The following is a 21188-nucleotide window of genomic DNA, read 5'->3' on the forward strand; positions in this document are numbered from 1 at the left end:
CAGTCATCGACAATCACCACCTCAACATCACCGAACGACTGATCCAGCACCGACTGCACCGCAGCAGGCAACCGCTCGGCATCGTTGTAGACGATTACGACGACTGAGATTTCGGTCACAGAAACCATCTCTCCGAAAAGACGACCACTAGGCAAAAGATGAGGGTTTATCCGCGCCAAGACGCCATATCGCCCACAAATCGCAACAGTGTACGACAGGCCGCAGCGCGGTGATGACTGCGGGTGGCGCCCTGTCCCCTCCGAGGCGCCGGAGGCCTCGTGGTCCGGCGCGACGCCGTGCCCCGCCGAGGCTGAGCACGCTTCGGCGGGGCACGGGGCACACGGAGGGCTCCCCGGCGCACGGGCAGGACTCAGGCCCGCAAAGGGCTCGGGCCCACAAAGGGCTCGGGCCAACAAAGGGCTCGGGCCCACAGAGGGCTCGGGCCCACAGAGGGCTCGGGCAGGTCCAGGAGCTAGGTGCTAGGACGCGGGGACGAGGGTCCGCTCGCGGTTGAGGGAGGAGGTGGTGGTGTCGCCGTTGAGCGTGAGACGGCCGTTGGGCCACAGGACGACCACATCGTCGCTACGTGCGGCTTCACCGCCGAAGGCGCCGACCGTGGCGAGGCTGACCCCGTTCCAGTTCGACTTCGCGGGGCGCAGCCGGTGTTCGGACTTGAGCTGGTTGGCGCCGACGTTGTCGTAGGCGGTGACTTCGCCGTCGGACCAGCGTACGAAGAGGTCCTGGTCGCCGGTGGCCGGGTTGAAGTCGCCGGCCGCCAGGTCACGGGCGTGCGGCCAGGTGTCGTTGGGGGCGGCCAGCCGGGACTCGGCGTGGAAGCCGTTGGCGTCGACGTTGGTGAAGAAGGTGACGCGGCCGTTGGCCCACTGGACCACGACGTCGTCGCTGCGGGTGTTGCCGCCGCCGAAGCGGCCGGCGGTCATTCCCACCGCCTGCGTCCAGGTACCGTTCGGTGCCTTGAGCTGGATGGCGTTCTTGAGCTTGTTGGTCTCGTTGACGTCCTTGTAAAGGGTCACCTTGCCGTTCGTCCAGCGCACCAGAAGATCGCTGGTGCCGTCCCCGGTGAAGTCACCCACGGTCATCACCGCCGCGTTCTTCCATTCCGGGTCCTTGGCCAGCTGTACGTCCTTGCCGAAACCGTAGGCGCCATTGCCCGGGTAGAGGGAGACCTCCCCGTCCGACCAACGCACGATCAGGTCACTGGTACGGCGCCGTACCGAGGCACTGTGGAAACTGCCGGCGGTCATCGCGCGGGCGTGCTGCCAGGTGCCGGATCCGCCCATGGTGAATTTCCCGTCCAGGGGAAGATCGGTGACAGTCTGCCGGTAGAGCCACGTCGCGTCGTCGTCGAACTGCGAGGCGTATGAGGTGTGGTCGTACTGCCCGCCGGTCTTGTAACCGCCGATGACACCGACCAGATTGCCGCGCTGTCCGTCGAAATCCTCGATGAACGGACCGCCGCTGACGCCCGCCCGGTAACCGTCACACTGAATCTCCATGAAACGGCCCTGGAATGCCCGGGTGTCATTCGTGCACGACAACGGCGTCTTCTGCCCACCCGGATACCCGACGACCGTCACCCCCGCGCGCGCCAGGTGCGCGGAATCGACGGCTGTAAGGGTGTTGCCCGGACCTGCGGCGTCCTCCAGCAGCTGCCCCTGCGTATTGACCCCCACCCGCAGGAAGGCGAAGTCCACGTCGTCGTCGGCCGGGTCCTGCTGGTAGCGGTGGTCGATCCAGACCTTGCCGTCCAGGACGGGGAAGATCCCGTACGGCGTCTCGCCGGCCTGGCCCGCCTTGGTCGTCCCGGCGCGGTAGCCGGGGACGAAGGCGGCGTCACGCAGCGAGGTGTTGCCCTTGAGGCAGTGCGCGGCCGTGACCACGACACTCTTGGACCCCGACGTGACGGTACTGGCCGTACAGAACTGGTTCGAGGTGGCGGACCCGTCGTTGCCGCGCAGCAGGAACACGCCGACGGTGGCGATGCCCTCGGCCACCTGGTGGGTCGGCTCCGCCGACCGCTTGCGCCGCACGCCGGGCGCGGGCTGACCGCCCTCGCTCTTCGCCCCGGCCTCGGCGGTCTCCACCGGCACCGCACTGCGGATACGTTCCGGCGTCCAGTACCGCTGCACCTCACGCGCCTCACGCAGCTGATCGGCAGGTACGTCCCCGGACGTGCGCGGCGCCGAGGCCGGCCCGCTCGGGCTCGGAAGGGGGACGGCGAAGGCGGTGGCCGCCGGGACGGCGAGGGCGACCGACGTGCAGACGCCGATGGCGGCGGTGCGCAGGCGAGGTATGCGTCTCATGAAGTTTTTTCCGTTGGGGAAGACGTGGCCGGGACAGCGCCCGGCCACGTGGGCCGAAAGGGAAGGGGGCGAAAAGGACGAAGAGGGCGTAGCAGGGTACTGCGGGTCCCGCTCACGGGCGGTGTGACCGTCAGGGGAGGTACAGCACGGTCCCGGACGGAGTGGTCAGACGAAGGGTGTAGGTGCCGGACGCTGATCGGAGAACAGCGTCGGCAGCGTGACACGGCCGTCCGCACCGGCGGGCGGCAGGGTAAGAGTACGGACCGCCGCGCCGTGCACGCCTTCGAAATACGGCCCGACCGTGCCGTCCACGGTGCCCTCCTCCCGGTCCGCGGGGCGGATGGTGGCGGTGATCCGCACCCCGGAGGCGGGCCGAGCGCGGTCCCTGGCCCGCAGCGACGGAAGGCCGGGGAAGCGGCTCCCCGTCTCGGCTCGCGACAACTCGGGCAAGTCCGCTGTCTCCTGATCCCACAACTCCAGGTGATCGGCCGTGGGTTCCGCGGCGGGACGAACCGTGACGGTGAAGACGACGGCCGGTCCGCGCACACCCGGAGCTGTCGCGACGACCGTGCAGCGGCCGGGGTGGTCGCCGGCCTGGAGGGCGGTGCGGGGGCGGGGGCCGTGCCGTGGGAGTCGGAGATCACGGTGGTGGTGTCGGGTGCGGTGTCGGTGATCGTGTGGGGCGCGGCGGAGAAACCTATCCCTCCGGTGCTGCCGGCCCCACCAGTACCGCCGAGACGGAAGGTGTTCCGAGCGCCCGGGAACGGCGTACCCATGAACATCGACAGCTCGCACCTGCGCACGCCTGACGACAGGCCGCCCGGCCTCGGCCCCCAGCTCACGCTCGCCGAGGGGCTCCAGCCTGAGCACGACGCGGTGTTCCACGACAGGTTTCGGCTTCTCGACGGGCTCAGGAGCAGGCTTGTCCGCCGGACGCGGCGGTGCAGGAGATACGACAGGGCGCCACACTCCACCGGCGCTCCCGGGCCCACTCTTGCCCCCTGCCCCTGCCCCTGCCCCTGCCCCGCAAGGGGACCCAGGCGTGTCTCAGAGGTTCTCTCCGCGGAGACGGGCCGGTGCGGCGTGGCCGGAGCGTCGTCCGGCGTCTCAGTGACCCCGGCGCCCCGATAGGTGTCCATCCACTTCCGTACGGCATTCACATACGCACGGGGTTTGTTGTAACTCAACCCAGCCCGGTCCAGATCGGCTCCCCGGCTCAGATCCCTATCCCCCGCACACAGATAACGCGCCGTACCCAATGCCGCATCAAACATATTGTTCGGGTCCTTGACCCCGTCACCATTACCGTCCGCGCCCCAGCTCCCCCACGTCGACGGAATGAACTGCGTCGGCCCCACCGCACGGTCGGACACCGCGTCCCCGCCCCACCGTCCCCCATCGGTGTCCCGGATCAGCGCGAACTGCACCCCTTCCAACCGCGACCCCGAATCGGCCGCGCCGTCACCACGCAACCCGTAACCCGACGCATGCACCGACTGCACCCGCCCGATCCCCGCCACCAACTCCCACGGCAGACGACACGACGGCTGACTCCCCCGCACCCCTCCGCCTTCCGATACGCAGCCAAAGCCGTAGCCGGAAAACCGATAGCACCGGACGGCTTTTCACCATCTCCCGCCGGCCCCTGCGGTTCACTGCCCCCTTCAAAAGGTTGGGCAGGTCGAGCGCGGCACCGCCCCGGTTCCGTTCCGGGACAGCGCCCCCACCGGAGGGCGGGAGGTCCGGCCGGTCCGTCCACGGTGTTACGGACGGACCGGCCGGACCGGTCATTGGCTCGGATCAGCCGACGATCTTGACCTCGCCGTGCAGCCCCTGGGCGTCTACACCCGGGTACATGCTCAGCGACCCGTTGGCCCAGCGCACGATGACGTCGTTGGGCCGATCGTTGGCGACGAAGGCACCCGCGCCGACCACGGTCGCGTTGGTCCAGGCGGACCCCTGCGGGCGGATCTGCGTCTCGCCGTGGAAGCCGGCGGTGTCCACGCCCGGGTAGATGGTGGCCTCACCGTCGGACCAGCGCACCAGCAGGTCCGCGGTCTTCTTGCCGGTGAACTCGCCCGAGGTGATCTGTGTGGCGTGCGGCCACGTCGTGTTCGCCTTGGTCAGCACCTTCTGAGAGGCCGGCTTCACGCCGTTCGTGTTCAGGTCGGGGTGGAGCGTGACGTGGCCGTCGTTCCAGACGACCAGCAGGTCGTCGCGCTGCGCGTTGGCGGTGTACCGGCCCGCGGTGATCTGCGCGGCCTTCGTCCAGTCCGCGCTCTTGGCCAGCATCTTCTCCCCGTGAAAGCCCTTCTTGTCCACGTGGGTGTACTGGGTCAGTTCACCGTCGCTCCAGCGCACCACCAGACCGTCCGTGCCGTCGCCGAAGCTGGCACCGGTGATCCCCCGCGCATAGTCCCAGGTGCTCTTCTTCGTCGGGGTGTTGGGCGCCGCTAGCTGGTACTCGGCGACGAAGGGCGTCTTGGCATCCTTGTCCTCGGCACCCTCGTAGAGGGTCACCTCGGCATCGTTCCAGCGCACGATCATGTCCATGTGCCGGGTACCGCCCGCCGAACCACCGGTGAAGTAACCGGTGGCGATGTGGGTGGCCTTGCCCCATGGCGCTGAGGCGAAGACCGGCCGGTAGCGGACCTTTTGCACCCAGGCACTGATGTCGTCCACACGGGCGCCGACCGCGTCCGTACGGGTCTCCGCCGGGTCCGTGCCCAGGCAACCGCCCTGCCACGAGGCGCCGTTGACGCCGACCAGCTCCACCCGGCCGGCCGCCTCGCGCAGCTGCGGGCCACCGGAGTCGCCCTTGCACACCGCCGAGTCCTTGCCGGTGATGCCCAGCTTCCCGTCCTGGACCGAACCGACCGTGAACGAACCGGCGTGCAGGTTGTTCGGCACCCACTCGGCCTTGGTCCGGCCGTACCCGAGGACCTTCAGCTCCTCGCCCTGCCTGGGCGAGGACGAGGCGACGGCGACCGGGGCGATGCCGCTGACCGGCTTGGCCAGCTTCGCCATCACCAGGTCCCGGCCCGCGTAGGGCACCAGCTCACTGACCTCGCTGACCGCTCCACCCGCGGCGCTCACGTCCGTACGGCCGACGGTCACCGTGGTCTTCCACTTGGGCGCACCTTCGGCAACTCGTGTGTCGTTCGGGTCGTCGGAGAAGCACCGGGCAGCGGTGAGCACCCACTGCCGGTCCACCAGCGCACCCGAGCAACTGCGCACACCGTCACCGATATCCAGCTTCGCGGCGAATGTGTAGGAGCCGTTCGTGACCGGGCTTCCGGACACGGCGAACGCGGGAGCGACGGTGGCCAGCGCGCCACTCGCGACCGCGGCGGCAGCCACCGCGGTCAGCCACGCCCTACGGGAACGTATGTTTTCCATTTTCCCTTTTCCTGAAATGGCAGATGAGGCACGTAGCGACGTGCACGCCCTCCCCCGTTTTCGCGCAGCAAGGCGCACCGTCCGGTTACGGACCGAGGATCGGGAAGCTGTACGGCACTGCGTGAAAACAGCCGGCCGGCCCTTCAATGCGGGCACCGGCTGATTCTCCGGCGGACAGTCGCGACTTCAACGATGAACTGTCGGCCGGTCGTGAGACCGCCTCAATTACAGGCGAATGCGGCGCTCGATTGAATCGCCGCTCGAAAAGCGAGGATTACTTGGGCAAGTTCCGGGGCTGAGCGGCAGCCGTTCCCGGCGCTGCTCCCCGGTACGCGCCCGGCCCGGTCAGTCCATTTCGGGGCCGGGCGTGGCCGACCGACGCCGGTCGTGACCGGTCGGATGGCGTAAAAATGGGTCAGCCGGTGACACGCAGCTCGACGAGCACGGTGGACTGACCGGCGTTTCCGGCCTCACCGAAAGGCTTGTAGTCGTTCTTGGGAGCATTGATGACGGTTTCCTTGCCGTCGGAGGTGACCTTGGCCTGCACCGGGTGTCCCTCGGTCCACATGCCGAATGCCTGCGGCAGCTCCAAGGCCAGGTAACCCTTGTTGCCACTGACCGCGAAACAGAACTCACCCGAGCCGGTGCGCGACTTGACCATGATGTCGTGAGCGGCAGCGCAGTCGACCAGCGTGATGTGACCGTCACCCCGCTTCAGCATGATTTTCCGCTCCTGGAAAATCCGGTCGGCACCGGGATAAGCGAAGTCCTCGACGGCGGGCGGCATACCGGCATCGGCTGCCGAGGCCACGGTCGCGGTTGCAGCGGACTGCGGTGCGGCTTGCGCGACCGTGAGGCCGGCTATCGCAGCCGATACGGAGAACGCGCCGATGAGACCGGTGAGCAAAGCTTTACGGGCACGAGGCATCGCCACGGTGTCCTTCCGGGAGTCAATGTGGGCGGCAGTCAGCCCACGGAACGCGAAGTAAAGCATATGTAGGCTTTGTGGCTTCATCTCAGCCGCAATCACACGAACTCCCCCCAGCGCGCGCCGCGTACGGCTTGCGCACACCATCCGAACGGCACCTGACCAGGCTCTTTCGCGCAACCACACGGGGTGTCCAGGCAGCGGCTCCCTCACCACGGCAAACCTCGCCTTTCACTGCTTCCCTTTCACTTCTCCCCTCCCGCTGTTCCACCCGGACATCGTGATCAACGGCAGCCCTGACGACATCCGGCCGGGGACGCCCGGCCTCCCGGACATGGGCTTCGAGCAGCGCCGACGTTCCCCTGCTCCCGCCCACGAAGCCGCGTGGGACAACGCCTTCCTGACCGGCCTTCCCCGTCCCGTAGGGCCGGTTGACCAAGCACCGCACCGGCCGCGGAACCGAAGCCGGCAACCCGCGACAACTACGCCAGGTCGGCGGTGGATACGATGCCGGAGGCGAGGATCCCGTGCCGGCCGAGACGAAGCCGAAGGCAGACAGGGCCCACGTGCCCGCCCGGACTACGCCAGGTTTCCCGCAACCGCCCGAAAAACGGGGCTGCCACGGGCCGTTGTGCCGCCAAGGTCACCCTTCTTCAGGGCGCGGCCGAGGCAGACGATTCCGCACCGCGACTCTCCCACTGTCATCGGAAGGCACCTCGACGTGTCCGGAGCACCGTCCTCGCACATTCCGGTTGCCCCGGCCGCCGACGTCCACCACAGACGCGGCCGTCCGCTCTTCGTGGGCATGTTCGTGGTGCTCGCGGGTCTGGTGGCCCTGGCGTGGTTCTTCCGAGCGACCTGCTCGGCCACAAGGGCCGCGTGGTGTGGGAAGCGGTGCTCACCACCGCGGACCGTGACCGGCTGGCCACGACGCCCGGTGTCGTACGTGCGGAGGGTGTGATCTTCGGCCGGGCCGGACTGTTCGGCGCGAGGGCGAGTTCCTCCAAGTTCCTCCGGACCACCACCGTCCTGGGCTGGACGGGCACGAACTGAAGCGCAGCAGACGCTTCACGGTGAAGTCGGGCAAGGCTCCCGCCGGACCGGGCCAGGTCGCGCTCAGCAAACCCGACGCCGACACGGCCGGCCTCACAGTGGGTGACACCATCCGCGTCCTGCTGGTCGGCGGGTTCGTCATCGCCAACACCTTAACCTTGCTCGTGAGTCGCCGCCCCTGGTGTTCGCACTGCTCAGGGCCGTCGGTGCCCGCGGGCGCCAGGTGCGGTCCGCCGTCATCGCCGAGGCGGCCGTGCTCGGTCTGGTGGGCGGCACGGTCGGCACGGCGGCCGGTGTGGCGCTGGGCCCGCCGGAGGCGGCGGCCGGTGTGGCGCTGGGCCCGCCGGAGGCGGCGGCCGCCGCGCTCGCTCTCCAGCGGACGACCGGCACGTTCCACCGCTGCGTCAAGGGGGCCATGGAGGGGGACTCCGAGGCCCAGCAGGAGTTCGGCTCCGCCTTCTCGCCCTTCTGGAAGGCACTGGAGAACTTCATCGACGCCGCTCGCGCCGCCCATCAGGAAGGTTGAGCCACCGGCCGGAAGGCTGATCCGTCGACCAGGGCAGTTCGGTGTCGGGTGCACATCGGGCCGTGGGACGGCGGCTGTGACGTGGGCAGTAGGGTCCTCCTCCATGACCGAACCAGACTTCCTGCAGGACACCCGGCAGTCCTATGACGCCATAGCCGACGAATACGTGGCCTTCGAGCACGGCGATCTGGAGGCGAAGCCGCTGGACCGGGCGATGCTCGCGGGCTTCGCCGAGATGGTGCAGGCCGGCGGTGGCGGGCCCGTGGCCGAGGTGGGATGCGGCACCGGCCGGGTGACCGCGCACCTGGCCGGTCTGGGCCTGTCCGTCTCCGGCATCGACCTGTCACCGGGCATGCTCGCGGTGGCCCGCCGTCAGCACCCGGACCTGCGTTTCGACGAGGGTTCCATGCTGGCTCTCGACCTCCCCGACAACAGCCTCAGCGGTGTCGTGGCCTGGTACTCGACCATCCACGTACCGCTGGAGCTGCTGCCGGTGGCGTTCGCCGAGTTCCACCGGGTGCTCGCGCCCGGCGGCCATCTGCTGGCCGCCTTCCAGGTGGGAGACGGGCCGCTGCGCCTGGAGGAGGCTTTCGGCCGACAGGTTTCGCTCGACTTCCATCGGCGGCAGCCGGACCAGATGGCCGACCTGCTGGGCCGGGCGGGTCTGCCCGTGCGTGCCCGTCTGGTGCGCGAGCCCTACGAGGGCAAGTTCGCCGAACGGACGCCTCAGGCCTTCCTCGTGGCCCGCAAGCCGGCCGCGGCGGCTCCGGCGTAGAGAGGGGGATCGGGGAGGGGGAGGGGGAGGGGGATCGGGGAGGGGAGCGGGAAAAGGGGCCCGGAAGGGGGGCGAGCGGACGTGGCGGGGCCTGTCTACCGCCTGCCTTGGTGCCCCTCCGTGCCCCGTGGGTTACTTTTTGGCTCCCTTGGCTTCCCTTGGTCCTCCTGCCCGCTTGTTCGCCTTCGGCCGCCCTATGCCCGTGTCGCCGTACGCGGTTCCCGGTTCGCCTCACGTCCCTCCCCCGACGCCTCGACGAGAGCCGCCGTGAAGGGGTGGCCAGGGGCCGTCAGGACGCGGGTGACGGGTCCCTGTTCGACCACGTCGCCGGCGTCCAGCACCAGGATGCGGTCGGCCCGGGCGGCCGTGCCCAGATCGTGCGTGATCCACACCAGCGCCAGGTCCGGCTGGTCGTGCAGCAGCCGGTCGAGGACGGCGAGGATGGTCCGCCGGGTCACCGTGTCCAGGCCCGAGGTGATCTCGTCGCAGACCAGGACGCGGGGGCGGGCGAGCAGGGCGCGGGCGAGTGCCGCGCGCTGGAGTTCGCCTCCGGAGAGCCGGCCCGGTCGGCTGTGGAGGTGCTGCTCGCGGAGCCCGACCTCCGCGAGCAGCACTTCTGCCTGCCGCGCGGCGTCCGTGGGTGTGGCCCCGCGCAGGCGCACCGCCGTACGCGCGACCTGTGCCAGCAGCGTGCGGTGTTCGTCGAAGGAGGCGTGCGCGTCCTGGAACACGTACTGCACCGCGGCCAGTTGTCGGGGTGTACGGTCGCGGAGGCTGCTGGGCAACCGTACGCCGTCGAGGTGGACCTCGCCGTCGTACGTACGGTGCAGTCCTGCCAGGCACCGGCCGAGGGTGGTCTTGCCGCTGCCGGAACGGCCGACGACCACCACCCGTTCGCCTGGCCGGACGCGCAGGGAGACATCGCGCAGCACGTCGACGGTACGGCGGGCGCCGCCGCGGTGGTGGGCGGTCAGGTCCCGTACTTCGAGTACGGCATCGCTCCCGCTCCGCATTTCGGTCACTTCGGGTGTTTCGGGCACCTCCACGGCTTCATCAGGATCGGCGTCGGTGTCGGCGTCGGCGTCGGCGTCGCTTCGCACCTCCGGGGCCTGGTCAGGCCCGATGTCGCCCATCGGCCCCGGTACGGCGCCGTCCTCCTCCCCCAACCCGAACAACCGGCGCGTCCACGCATGCTGTGCCCCCGTCACCACCTGTTCGACGGGCCCTGCCTCGACCACCCGCCCGTCCTTCAGGACCACGACCTCGTCGGCCAGTTCACGCACCACGTCCAAGTCGTGGCTGAGCAGCAGGACGCCGATGCCCTGCCGGACGACCGACACCAGCTCCGCGACGATGCGGCGCTTGGTGAGGGCGTCCTGTCCGGTGGTCGGTTCGTCGGCGACCACGACGCGGGCGCCCAGCAACAGGGCTTGGGCGAGCACGACGCGCTGCTGCTGGCCGCCGGAAAGCTGGTGCGGGTAGCGACGCAGGAGTTCTGAGGGTTCGGTGAGTTGGGCACGGGAGAGCGCCTCGTCGATGCGGGTCGCGGCAGCTCGGGCGCGGTCGCGGCGCGGCAGGTGGCGCACCTGCGTACGGGCGATGTCGGTCAGCAGGGCACCGGCCCGGCGGGCGGGATTGAGGACCGTCGCCGGGTGCTGCGGTACGTGGCCGACCAGGCGATCCGTGACCGTCACCGTCCCGGAGACCCGGGCGCCCGGCGGGTAGGTGCCGAGCAGGGCCAGTCCGGTCGTGGTCTTGCCGCTGCCGGAGGCGCCGACGAGGGCGGTCACCGTGCCCGCGCGGACCCGAAGGCTTACTCCGTCGACGACGGCCCGGCCGCCGACCTCCACCCGCAGACCCTCGACCTCGGCGACGACGTCCACTGCCGCGCTCACCGGCGCCCCTCCTTCACGTCAGATACATCGGTCATATCGGCCGCATCGACCACATCGGCAACATCGGCCGCATCGGTCACACCAGGCATGCCAGAGGCTTCAGACGCAGCGGGCGCGTCGGGCTTGTCACGCCTGACAGGCGTGTCAGGCGTGTCAGGCGTGTCAGGCGTGTCAGGCGTGACAGGCGCAACCGCCCTCGACCTCCGCCCCTCCCCTCCCAGCACCGCATCCACCACCAGGTTCCCGCCCATCGACAACGCCACGATCAGCAGTGCGGGCACCACCACGGCCCACGGCTGCACGAAGAGCCCGGTGCGGTTGCGGTCGACCATGACCGCCCAGTCCGCCGCGTCCGGTTCCACGCCGACGCCCAGGAAGGCGGCGGTGGCGACGAGGTAGAGCACGCCGGTCAGTCGGACGCCCGCGTCGGCGGCGAAGGTGCGCAGCGCCGACCGGCCGACGTAGCCGATCGCCGTACGCCACCAGGTCTCGCCCTGCATGCGCAGCGCCTCGACGGCGGGGCGCGCGGCCGCTTCCGAGGCGGCGGCGCGGACGATTCTGGCCGCGTCCGGGATGTTGACGAGGGCCACCAGCAGCGCGAGCCCCGCGGCGCCCGGTGAGAAGACGGCGGCGACCAGGAGGATGAGCAGCAGTGACGGCACCGCGAGCAGCACGTCCAGCGGGCGCATCAGCAGTTCTTCGAGCCAGGTGCGGTGGGTGAGGGCGGCGGCCAGCCCCAGTGGGACGGCGACCGCGTAGGCGAGTGCGGTGGCGGCCAGGGCCACGAGCACCACCGACTGTCCGCCGAGCAGGATCTGCCGCACCACGTCGCGGCCGACGAAGTCGGTGCCGAGCCAGTGGCCGCCACCGAGCGTGAAGGACGCGGACCGCGGGCCGGGTTCGCCTGCCAGCAGCGGCCCGAGGAGGGCGAGGAGGAGGGGAACACCGGCGATCAGCAGTCCGGCCAGGCCGGTCCGCCGCCCAGCCGTACGGAGGGGCTTCCGTGTCAGACCGGTCAGCCGCCCAACCGTACGCATGGGCTTCCGTGTCAGCCCGGTCCACCACCCAGCCATACGGGTGCGCTTCCGTGCCGCCCCGGTCAGCCACCCCACCGACCCCTTCGGCTTCCGCATCACGCCGCCACCCCCGCCCGAGGCGCGAGCCGGCGGGCGACCAGGTCCGCGCCGAGGTTGAGGACGACCGCGACCAGGCCGAAGACCACGGCCAGGCCCTGAACCACGGGGACGTCGCGTTCGGCGACCGCGTTCATCAGGACGGTGCCCAGGCCCGGAATGACGAACAGCGCCTCGACGACGATCACTCCGCACAGCAGCCAGTCGACGGTACGGGCGAGTTGCTGGGCGGCGGGCGCGAGGGCGTTCGGCAGGGCGTGCGCGTACCGGACGCGCACCGCGGACACCCCGTAGCGGGCCGCCTGCCGGGCGTACGGGGACCGCAGCGCGTCGATCATCCCGGCCCGTACCAGGCGGCTGACCGAGCAGACGGGGCGGGAGAGCAGCACGAGGACGGGCAGGACGAGGACGGCCGGCTGGGCGAGCAGGTCACCGCCGGAGCCGACGGCGGTCGGCGGCAGCCACCCCAGCCGGAGGGCGAAGAGGGTGACCAGCAGCACGCCGAGGGCGAACTCCGGTACGGCGTACACCGCGAGGGTGATGGAGCTGACCAACCGGTCCGCGAGGGAGCCTTCGCGGCGCGCGGCCAGGACGCCGAGCCCCACCCCGGCCGGCACCAGCAGCACCACGGTGACGGCGGCGAGCAGCAGAGTGGGTCCGAAGCCGTCGGCGAGGTAGGCCGCGACGGGCCGGCCGGAGGTCAGCGAGGTCCCGAGATCGCCGTGGAGCAGTCCCAGCACCCAGTCGGCGAGCCGTTCGGCGGCCGGGCGGTCCAGGCCCATCTCCGTACGGATGGCCGCGATGCGGGCCGGGTCGGGCTGGTCGCCCGCCAGGGCGACGGCGGCGTCCCCGGGCAGCGCCTCGGTGAGCACGAAGACCAGCAGCACGACGGCGGCGGTCTGCGCGACACCGAGCAGCAGCCGGCGCGCGAGCCAGGACCGCAGCACGGCCGGTACGGCTGGTCCGACGCGTCCGAGGCCGCCGCCGCGGCCGGCGCGGCCGGGACGTCCGGCAGGTCCCGCGCGCGGCCGGGGTGGCACGATGGGTGCGCTCACGCCAGCCACACCGTGTCGAAGCGGGCCCAGTCCAGGGTGTTGGCGGGCGCGTCGTGCGCCACGCCGTGCACACGGCGGGAGGTGCCGACGATCCAGTCCGCGAAACCCCACACCAGGAAGCCGCCCTCGGTGTACAGGCGGCGCTGCATCCGCCCGTACACCGCCGCCCGTTCCTTCTTGTCCTTGGTGGACTGGGCCTGCTGGTACAGGGCGTCGAAGTCCTTGTGCCGCCACTGGGTGGCGTTGGTGGTCGAACCGCTCAGCAGCCGCTGCGAGAAGTGCGACTCGATGGGCATGGCGCCGGAGCGGTAGCAGCACAGGGTGCCGGAGTCGAGGATGTCGCTCCAGTAACTGTCCTTGCTGCCGGACTTCACCTGGACGGTCACGCCCGCCTTGGCGGCCTGGTCGCGGAAGATGCCGGCCGCCTCGGTGAACCCGGCGGCGACGGGCGAGGTGTCGAGGGTGAGGCGCAGGTCCTCGGCACCGGCCTGCTTGAGGAGGTGCCGGGCCCGGTCGAGGTCCTGGTGGCGCTGCGGCAGGTCGGCGGCGTAGTACTCGTACCCCTTCCCGAACAGGTCGTTGCCGATCTCGCCCGCGCCGGAGAGGGCGCCGTCGACGAGTTCCTTGCGGTCGGCGATGAGGAAGAACGCCTCGCGGACCCGCTTGTCGTCGAAGGGGGCGCGGTCGGTCTTCATCGCGAAGGACTGCATGGCGCTGTTGCGCAGCCGTACGATCTCGACCTGGCCCTTGCCCTCGTGGGCGCGCGCGGTGGTGGGGTTGAGTTCGTGCGCGTACTCGACCTGGCCGCCGAGCAGGGCGTTGATCCGCGCGGATTCCTCGTTGGCGACGACGAACTCCAGCTCGTCCAGGTGCGGCGCGCCGTCCCAGTAGGCGTCGTTGCGCCGGACGACGCAGGAACGGCCCGGCGTGAAGGAGACGAAGCGGAAAGGGCCGGAGCCGACCGGCCGGGCGAAGTCCGCGTCGGTCGTGCCGTCCGGGACGATGTACGCGCCGAACGCGGCCAGCACGTTGGCGAATTCGGCGGTGGGGCGCTTCAGCCGGAACTCCACGGTGTCCGGGGAGACCGCGCGGCTGGCGGCCAGGTCGATGGGTTCCAGGGACGCCTTGGCGCGGTATGCCTTCTTCGGGTCGGCTATGCGGCGGAAGCTGTAGAGGACGTCCTCGGCGGTGACCGGCTTGCCGTTGTGGAAGGCGGCCTTGCGCAGGGTGACCCGCCAGCGGTCGAGGGTGTCGTCGGGCTCCCACTTGGCGGCCAGGCGGGGGCGGGCGGACATGTCGGTGCCGCAGTCGGCCAGCTTGTCGTAGAGGGCCTTGGCGCGGGCGGCGTCGGCGAAGAGGTTGCCCAGGTGCGGGTCGAGGGTTTCGGAGGCGCCGCCACCGGCGAAGGCCGCGCGCAGCCGGCCGCCGCGCCGGGGTGCGCCGCCCCCGCTGCCCGGCGAGCCGGATCCGGTACCGCAGCCGGCCAGGACGAGTCCCGCGGCGGCCGTGGCGCCCGCGGTCGCGGCGAGGAAACCGCGCCGCCGCAGGCCGGGCGGAACGGTGGTTTCCCGCTCGGGGGGAGGGAGTTCGGTCATGGTGGGTCTCGCCTCGTGTGAGTTGGTGAGCAGAAAGGCAGGGCAGGAAGCGGAGGGCGGTCAGCCGTCACCCCGTCGGGCCACGAGGTGCAGCCGGTCCCCGTCGGCGGAACCGCCAGGGGACGGGGCCGGCCCGGGCCGCCAGGGCGGTTCCGTCCGGGGGCCGGGCCCGTCGTGCAGCTCCAGCACCGTGAAGCCGTGCGCGGCCAGCGCGTACCGCAGTTCCTGGGGGAACAGCAGCCGCCAGGCGGAGTGCTGTTCGACCGGTGGTGTGCCGTCCTCCGTGGTCCAGACCCGCCGTCGGCGCAGCAGTTGGGCCGCCCGGTCGACGGTGAGCGTCGTGACGGACCGGTATACGGTGCCCCCCCGCTCGAAACCGCGGACGGCCGGTGCGTCCAGCAGTTCCGTACGGCCGAGGAAGAACGCTCCGTTGCGCATCTCGGCGACCAGCAGTCCGCCGGGTGCCAGGGCGCGGCGGCAGGAGCCCAGGAAGCCGTCGAGTTCGTCGTTGGTGTGGCAGTACAGCAGCGCGCTGTCCAGGCAGACGACGGCGTCGAACGGCCGTCGGCCGAGGTCCGTGAGGTGGAACCGGCGCAGGTCGGCACGCTCGTACCGGGGCCCGGGATGGCAGGTACGGGCATACGCCAGCATCGCGTCCGAAAGATCGGCCCCGACGACCGTACGGCCCATGCCGTGCAGGTGGGCGGCGTCCCGTCCGGTGCCGCAGCCGATGTCGAGGACGCGCGGCCCGGCGCCGTACCGGCACAGGACGTCCTCGGCCCAGCGGGCGGCGAGCCGCTCCGGGTCGGGGAACCGGGCCTCGTACAGGGCGGGGTTGTCGGTCAGCAGGTTGCGGGCGACGGCGCTGTCCGTCATGCCGTCACCGCCACGGCCCGTACGGGCAGGGCCCGCAGCCGGTGCAGCCAGCCGACGCCGGCCGCCGACAGGAGGCCGAAGGCGAGGCAGCACGCCCAGGGCAGCCAGGCGGCGCCGTGCCCGCCCGCGTCCATGGCCCAGCCGACGACGGTGTTGCCGACGGCGGCGGCGATGCCGGAGACGACGTAGAAGATCCCGAAGTAGGTACCGGTCAGTTCGGCGCGGCCGAACTCCGGTATCAGCTCCATGACGAACGGCTGGGCGATCATGACACCGACGTACAGGAGCAGCGCCCCGGCCAGTACGGGTACGAGGGCGAGCGCGGCCCGGCCCGCACCGCCTCCGCCCGCTGCGGGCGGCGCCCCGGCGACCAGCATCGGCGGGACGAACGCCGCCCCCATCAGCGCCAGCCCGACGGCGACCCAACGCGCCCGGCTGCCCCGTTCCTTGAGCGAGCGGGTGATGCGCATCTGAAGGGTGAGGTTGGCCAGTGTGCCGACGAGGAAGACGACGCCCGCCGCGCCGTCCCAGCCGGTGGCTCTGCGGGCGCCGTCCGGGAGCAGCAGGTAGAGCTGGTTCTCCATGGTGAACATGCCGACCATGGCGAGGGAGAAGGCCAGGAACGCCCGGTTGGCGAGGACCTCGCGCCAGTCACCGAGCACGCTGCCCTTCGAGGCGGGCACCTCGCGGCCGGGCAGCACGGCGGCCTGGGCGGCGGTGAGCAGGGCGAAGATCGCGGCGGCGGTGAGGGCGGAGGCCCGGAAGTCGACGAGCAGCAGGGCACTGCCGATCAGCGGCCCGACCAGGGCACCGGTCGTCGCGAAGATGTTGAACAGGGCGAACGCCTCCGCCTTGCGGTCCCCCGCCTCCGCCGCCAGATAGGCGCGCACGGCCGGGTTGAACAGGGCCCCGGCGAGCCCGCTGAGTACGGAGGCGGCCAGCAGGACGGGCAGCCCGTCGCCCAGCGCGAACAGGGCGAAGCCGACGGTACGCAGGGCGCAGCCCGCGATGATCACGCCGCGCGCCCCGAGCCGGTCGGCGGCCGAGCCGCCGAGGATGAACAGGCCCTGCTGGCTGAGGTTGCGCACGCCCAGCACGATGCCGACGACCGCGGCCGACATCCCCAGGTCCTGGCCGAGGTGCGTGGCGAGGTACGGGATGAGCAGGTAGAAGCCGATGTTCACGCCGAGCTGGTTGACCAGCAGGAGCCGGATGGCGAGCGGGAAGGCCCGCATCTCACTCCACGTCTTCACGGTGGTGCCTTTCCTTCTGTACGGCGAGCGGTGCGAGGGGCGGAGCGGGTACGGCCGGTTCGGCACGCGGCGGCACCGGCCGTACCCCCAGCCCGGCCCCCGTCCCGGCGCGCACGGTCCCGTCGGTGCCGCCGATGCCGGTCCACGGGTCGTGCGCCAGCAGCAGGTGCCCGTCGAGATCGACCCAGCGGGCACGGTCGGCGAGGTGGACGGCGGGGGCGATGCCGAGGGTGCCGGCGGTCAGACAGCCGAGCATGAGCCGGGTGCCGCTGTCCGCGACCTGTTCCTCGATGCGCAGCGCCGCGTGCAGGCCGCCGCACTTGGCGAGCTTGACGTTGACGCCCTGCACCCGCCCGGCGAGCCGCGCCACGTCCGCGAGGCCGACGGCGTCCTCGTCGGCGATGACGGGCAGTGGGGCGCGTTCGGCGAGCCGGGCCAGCGCTTCGGGGTCGCCGGGCGCCGTCGGCTGTTCGACGGCCTCGACGCCCAGTGCGGCGAAGCGCGGCAGCAGTTGCCGGGCCTGCGCCGGTGTCCAGGCGCCGTTGGGATCGAGCAGCAGCGCCGCCGAGGGGGCGGCGTCCCGTACGGCCCGTACGCGGGCGAGGTCGTCCTCGGGGTCCGCCGTACCGGCCTTGATCTTGAGGACGGTGAAGCCGCTCTCCGCCAGGCAACGGGCCTGCGTACGGGCCCGCTCGGCGGACACGATGCCGATGGTGCGGGCCGTCGCCGCGGCCGGCCGTTCCACGGTGCCGAGCAGTCGGTGGACCGGCTGCCCGGCCCGCTTGCCCACCAGGTCGAGCAGCGCCGACTCGACGGCGGCGGTGACGGCGGGCGGGGTACCGGGCGCGGGCAGCTCGCCGTCCCGCAGGGCGTCGAGGGCGCTCTCCGGGCCGGCGAAGCGGCCGAGTTCCGCGCCGGCCGCGGCCAGCAGGCGGCGCAGCGTGTCGGTGTCGAGACCGTAGTAGACGCTGGTGACGGCCTCGCCGTGGCCGCGCAGCCCGTGGTGTTCCAGGGTGATCCAGACGGCGTTCCGTTCGGTCATCACGGAGCGGGAGATGCGCAGGGGTTCGGCGAGCTGAAGGCGTACGACCCGCAGGGTGACGTTCACGCGGCCCCCTCCCTTCGAAGCGGTACGGCCGGTGCCTTCGGGTCCACGACGGTGGTGCAGCGCGCCCAGCCGGTGGCCTCGGCCGCCGTGGGGTGCGGTATCTCCACCGGGCGGGTGGCCACCGGCTGCCGGTCCAGGCCGTGGGCTGCGGTGAAGTCCTCGTCGTAGACGGTGCCGAGGTAGCGGTGCAGACCGTCGGGGAAGACGGTGGCGACGACCGCGCCGGGGTGTACGCGGGCCGCCCAGGCGGAGACCAGGGCGACGGCGCCGGTGCTCCAGCCCCCACTGACGAAGCTGCCCCGGGCCAGCCGCCGGCAGGCGTCGGCGGCTTCGGCGGGTCCCACCCAGTGCACCTCGTCGAAGGCCCCGTAGGCGACGTTGCGCGGGTGGATGCTGCTGCCGAGGCCGCGCATCAGGCGGGGCCGGGCGGGCTGCCCGAAGATGGTGGAGCCGGTGGCGTCCACGCCGACGAGGCGCAGCGCGGGCCAGTGGCGGCGCAGCGGGCCGATGATCCCGGCGCTGTGGCCGCCGGTGCCGACGCTGCACACCAGGACGTCGAGGTGGTCCAGGTCGGCGGCGATCTCGGCGGCGAGCGAGGCGTAACCGGCCGCGTTGTCCGGGTTGTCGTACTGGTCGGGCCAGTACGCGTGCGGGAGCACGGTGCGCAGTTCGCGCAGCCGGGCGAGCCGCGCGGCCTGCCAGCCGCCTTCCGGGGCCGGGCGGTCGACGATCTCCAGCCGGGCACCGTACGCCCGCAGCAACCGGCGCATGGCCGGTTCCAGTTCGCTGTCGCAGACCAGGATCACGTCGTGGCCGAGCGCCTGCCCGGCGAAGGCCAGGCCGACGCCGAGGGTGCCGGAGGTGGACTCCACGACCGGTGCGCCGGGCCGCAGTTCGCCCCGTTCGCGGGCGCCGAGCAGCATGGACACGGCGGCGCGCGCCTTCATGCCGCCCGCGCCGAGCCCTTCCAGCTTGGCCCAGAAGCCGGGGTGCGGGCAGGGCAGGTCGCCGGTGATCCGGGCCAGCGGCGTACGGCCGACGAGGGCGAGGAGTTCCCGGTTGGCGGCGGGTGCGCCCAGGACGGCGGCGGTCATCGGTCGCCTCCTCGGTCCAGCAGCGCGTACTCGGCGTCGCCGGTGTAGCGGTGGACGACGCCGGGCCCGCCGTCGAGCCAGAAGAACGGATACGGCTCGGCGCACACGGCGCTCACTCCGGCGCCCAGCAGGCGCGGCAGTACGGCACTGCCGGTCTGGGCGAACATCACCAGCGGCTTCCCGTGCCGCTCGCAGTGGGCGCGCAGCGGTTCGAAGGTGCCGTTGCCCAGCGTCATGCCGGACGCCAGCACCGCGTCGCAGGCGTCCAGTTCGGCGAGCGCGTCGGTACGGATCGGCTCGCCCCACTCGGTGCGGCCGCCCTTGAGGTCGCACGGTACGCAGACCAGGCCGCGGGCGTGCAGCGCCTCCAGCAGCGAGTTGACGACGCCGACGACCAGGACGGTACGTCCGGGCGCGACGGCCAGCAGCCCGGAGACGCCACGGGCGCGGGCCCGGGACTTGGCGAGCGAGTCGCCGGCGGGCAGCTCCCACGGCCGCGCGCCGTTCGCGGGAGTGTGCGGCAGGGCGTGCATCAGGTACGCGTCCAGTGCGGCGGTCCGTACCGGCGCCAGCGGGTGGTCGAGCAGCGTCGCGACGTCGGCGCCCACACACTCGTCGATCGCGGCGGCGGGCAGTGCGCCGGGTTCCACGGCACAGGAGCCGACGGCGCTGCCGAGACGCAGACTGAGCACTTCATTGCGGTAACCGCCGCTGCGCCCTTCGTGGCGTACGGCCTGGCTGGTGGTGAAGGCCACCGCGATCTTCTGCGTACGGGGGTCGGGCCCCAGCTCACCGGCGCGTACGCGGCGTACGAGGTCCGGGAGCCCGGCCGCAACGGGCCGCGCCGGGCGGTCCGCCGCCACGATGCCCACGGCGCCGCCGTCCGCGGTCTCCTGCCCCAGCGGGCTCATCGTTCCTCCACCACCCGCGGACACAGTCCGGCCAGCAGCTCCTCGACGCGGGCGCGGGCGCCCGCCCCTTCGCCGTCACCGGCCATGACGTGCCCCAGGTATCCGTTGTTGCTGCCGGTGTCCTTGACGGCCTTGCCGGCCTCGGCCAACCGCACCTCCAGCACACCGGGCCGCGCGTCGAGCCCGTCGGCGCCGGATATGCCCTCCAGCACACCGGTGCGCTCGGGCACGAGGAAGCCGATGGCGGCGCTGCGCAGTCCGGTCTCGCGCGGTGCGAGGTCCGGTGCGCGGCCGAGCGCCACCTCGACGAAGGCGGCGGCCAGATCGATGCCGGTGACGTGCCGGACCAGCTCGGTGATGCGGTTGCCCGCGGGCCTCGGATTCACCTCGACGACGCGCGGCCCGTCCGCGGTGAGCTTGATCTCGGTGTGCGCGACGACCTGGTCGAGCCCCAGCGCCTTGAGCGCGGCACACGCCGTGTCCGCCGCCGCTCCGGCGTCGGCGGCGCTCAGCGCGGCGGGGAACATGTGCCCTGTCTCGACGAACGCCGGGGCGCCGCCCACGCTCTTGTCGGTCACCCCGACCACATGCGCCGCGCCCCCGTACGACACGGTCTCGACGCTGACCTCCGGCCCGTCGAGCAGTTCCTCCAGCAGCACCACCGGGGCCCGGAGCTGCCCCCGCGCGTTGACCGGGAACCCGGCGAGCGCGCGGTGCGCGCGGGCCAGCTCCGCCTCGTCGTCCACCCGCCGTACGTACATCCCGGCGCACAGGTCCACCGGCTTGAGCACGAGCGGAAAGCCGATCTCGCGCGCCGCCTCGGCGGTCCGCGCCCAGTCGGCGCAGACGGCGAACCGGGGGCCCGGGACTCCGGCCGCCTCCAGGGCGCGCCGGGTGGCGTCCTTGCGGCAGGCGGCCTCCACGGCCTCCGGCGCGGGCCCGGGCAGGCCGAGGTACGCGGCGATGCGCGCCACGGTCGGCAGGTAGTAGTCGCACGAGCTGAGGACGCCGTCGAAGCCGGTCGCCGCGTGCAGGCGCTCGGCGTACGGCAGCAGCGTGTCGGTGTCGTTGGTGTCGGCAGTGATCACGTTGCGGGCCGACAGCAGCGGGTGGGCGGTGCCCTCGGGGGCGGCCCGCAGGTAGTGGTGCAGGTCGCGGGTGAGGAAGGTGAAGTCGTGTCCGGCCTCGCGGAGGGCCCGGGGCAGCAGCCTGCCCATCGACCCGACCCAGCTCTCGACCATCAGCAGATGCGCCACAACTCTC

At 71.8% G+C, this 21188-nt stretch carries 17 protein-coding genes and 2 pseudogenes; 3 read left to right on the forward strand and 16 right to left on the reverse strand.

Features of this window, described 5'->3' with window-relative positions:
* The 6 genes and pseudogenes from AB0A97_RS40850 to AB0A97_RS40875 form a co-directional block, all read right to left on the reverse strand.
* A partial coding sequence (locus tag AB0A97_RS40850; protein ID WP_361161030.1) for a glycosyltransferase occupies positions 1-128 on the reverse strand: 128 nt, incomplete at its 3' end.
* A 351-nt stretch (positions 129-479) separates the two neighbouring features.
* A complete protein-coding gene (locus AB0A97_RS40855) occupies positions 480-2324 on the reverse strand; it encodes a trypsin-like peptidase domain-containing protein (protein WP_361160958.1) in 1845 nt (614 codons plus the stop codon).
* A 165-nt stretch (positions 2325-2489) separates the two neighbouring features.
* Positions 2490-2774: a hypothetical protein gene (locus tag AB0A97_RS40860; RefSeq protein WP_361161035.1), complete on the reverse strand. Its 285-nt coding sequence runs from the start codon at positions 2772-2774 to the stop codon at positions 2490-2492.
* An 845-nt stretch (positions 2775-3619) separates the two neighbouring features.
* Positions 3620-3886 (reverse strand): annotated as a pseudogene (locus tag AB0A97_RS40865) (hypothetical protein); the annotation flags it as partial.
* A gap of 238 nt (positions 3887-4124) precedes the next feature.
* Positions 4125-5723, reverse strand: coding sequence for a trypsin-like serine protease (locus AB0A97_RS40870; protein ID WP_361160961.1), 1599 nt, complete (start codon positions 5721-5723; stop codon positions 4125-4127).
* Positions 5724-6138: 415 nt separating this feature from the next.
* Complete coding sequence (locus AB0A97_RS40875; RefSeq protein WP_361160964.1) at positions 6139-6753, reverse strand: hypothetical protein; 615 nt, start codon at positions 6751-6753, stop codon at positions 6139-6141.
* A gap of 738 nt (positions 6754-7491) precedes the next feature.
* Here AB0A97_RS40875 and AB0A97_RS40880 point away from each other — a divergent pair.
* The 3 genes from AB0A97_RS40880 (at position 7492) to AB0A97_RS40890 (ending at position 9005) form a co-directional block, all read left to right on the forward strand.
* Positions 7492-7704, forward strand: coding sequence for a hypothetical protein (locus tag AB0A97_RS40880; RefSeq protein ID WP_361160967.1), 213 nt, complete (start codon positions 7492-7494; stop codon positions 7702-7704).
* A gap of 181 nt (positions 7705-7885) precedes the next feature.
* Complete coding sequence (locus AB0A97_RS40885; protein ID WP_361160970.1) at positions 7886-8230, forward strand: ABC transporter permease; 345 nt, start codon at positions 7886-7888, stop codon at positions 8228-8230.
* Positions 8231-8333: 103 nt separating this feature from the next.
* The gene (locus tag AB0A97_RS40890) at positions 8334-9005 is read left to right on the forward strand and encodes a class I SAM-dependent methyltransferase (RefSeq protein WP_361160973.1); all 672 of its coding nucleotides are present in this window, start codon (positions 8334-8336) and stop codon (positions 9003-9005) included.
* A 194-nt stretch (positions 9006-9199) separates the two neighbouring features.
* On the opposite strand, the gene AB0A97_RS40895 is transcribed toward AB0A97_RS40890, so the two are convergent.
* The 10 genes and pseudogenes from AB0A97_RS40895 to AB0A97_RS40940 form a co-directional block, all read right to left on the reverse strand.
* Positions 9200-10900 carry an ATP-binding cassette domain-containing protein gene (locus tag AB0A97_RS40895; protein WP_361160976.1) on the reverse strand — a complete coding sequence of 567 codons (1701 nt, stop codon included), beginning with the start codon at positions 10898-10900 and terminating at the stop codon, positions 9200-9202.
* 224 nt (positions 10901-11124) lie between these two features.
* Positions 11125-11937 (reverse strand): annotated as a pseudogene (locus tag AB0A97_RS40900) (ABC transporter permease subunit); the annotation flags it as partial.
* 95 nt (positions 11938-12032) lie between these two features.
* Entirely contained in the window at positions 12033-12980 is a 948-nt protein-coding gene (locus tag AB0A97_RS40905) for an ABC transporter permease (protein WP_361161032.1), read from the reverse strand.
* Between the two features lie 104 nt (positions 12981-13084).
* Positions 13085-14683, reverse strand: a complete 1599-nt coding sequence (locus tag AB0A97_RS40910) for an ABC transporter substrate-binding protein (protein WP_361160979.1) — start codon at positions 14681-14683, stop codon at positions 13085-13087.
* Positions 14684-14743: 60 nt separating this feature from the next.
* Positions 14744-15559, reverse strand: a complete 816-nt coding sequence (locus tag AB0A97_RS40915) for a class I SAM-dependent methyltransferase (protein WP_361160982.1) — start codon at positions 15557-15559, stop codon at positions 14744-14746.
* The gene (locus AB0A97_RS40920; protein ID WP_361160985.1) at positions 15556-16812 is read right to left on the reverse strand and encodes an MFS transporter; all 1257 of its coding nucleotides are present in this window, start codon (positions 16810-16812) and stop codon (positions 15556-15558) included. The genes AB0A97_RS40915 and AB0A97_RS40920 overlap by 4 nt, the downstream gene beginning before the upstream one ends.
* The gene (locus AB0A97_RS40925) at positions 16796-17920 is read right to left on the reverse strand and encodes a dipeptide epimerase (protein WP_361160987.1); all 1125 of its coding nucleotides are present in this window, start codon (positions 17918-17920) and stop codon (positions 16796-16798) included. The genes AB0A97_RS40920 and AB0A97_RS40925 overlap by 17 nt, the downstream gene beginning before the upstream one ends.
* On the reverse strand, positions 17917-19014 hold the full coding sequence (locus AB0A97_RS40930) for a pyridoxal-phosphate dependent enzyme (RefSeq protein ID WP_361160990.1): 1098 nt from the start codon (positions 19012-19014) through the stop codon (positions 17917-17919). Before AB0A97_RS40930 ends, AB0A97_RS40925 begins: the two co-directional genes overlap by 4 nt.
* The gene (locus AB0A97_RS40935; protein ID WP_361160993.1) at positions 19011-19925 is read right to left on the reverse strand and encodes a DUF364 domain-containing protein; all 915 of its coding nucleotides are present in this window, start codon (positions 19923-19925) and stop codon (positions 19011-19013) included. The genes AB0A97_RS40930 and AB0A97_RS40935 overlap by 4 nt, the downstream gene beginning before the upstream one ends.
* On the reverse strand, positions 19922-21181 hold the full coding sequence (locus AB0A97_RS40940; protein WP_361160995.1) for an ATP-grasp domain-containing protein: 1260 nt from the start codon (positions 21179-21181) through the stop codon (positions 19922-19924). The genes AB0A97_RS40935 and AB0A97_RS40940 overlap by 4 nt, the downstream gene beginning before the upstream one ends.
* Between the last annotated feature and the right edge of the window lie 7 nt (positions 21182-21188).

The organism is Streptomyces sp. NPDC045470 (assembly GCF_040646595.1).
Lineage (GTDB): Bacteria > Actinomycetota > Actinomycetes > Streptomycetales > Streptomycetaceae > Streptomyces.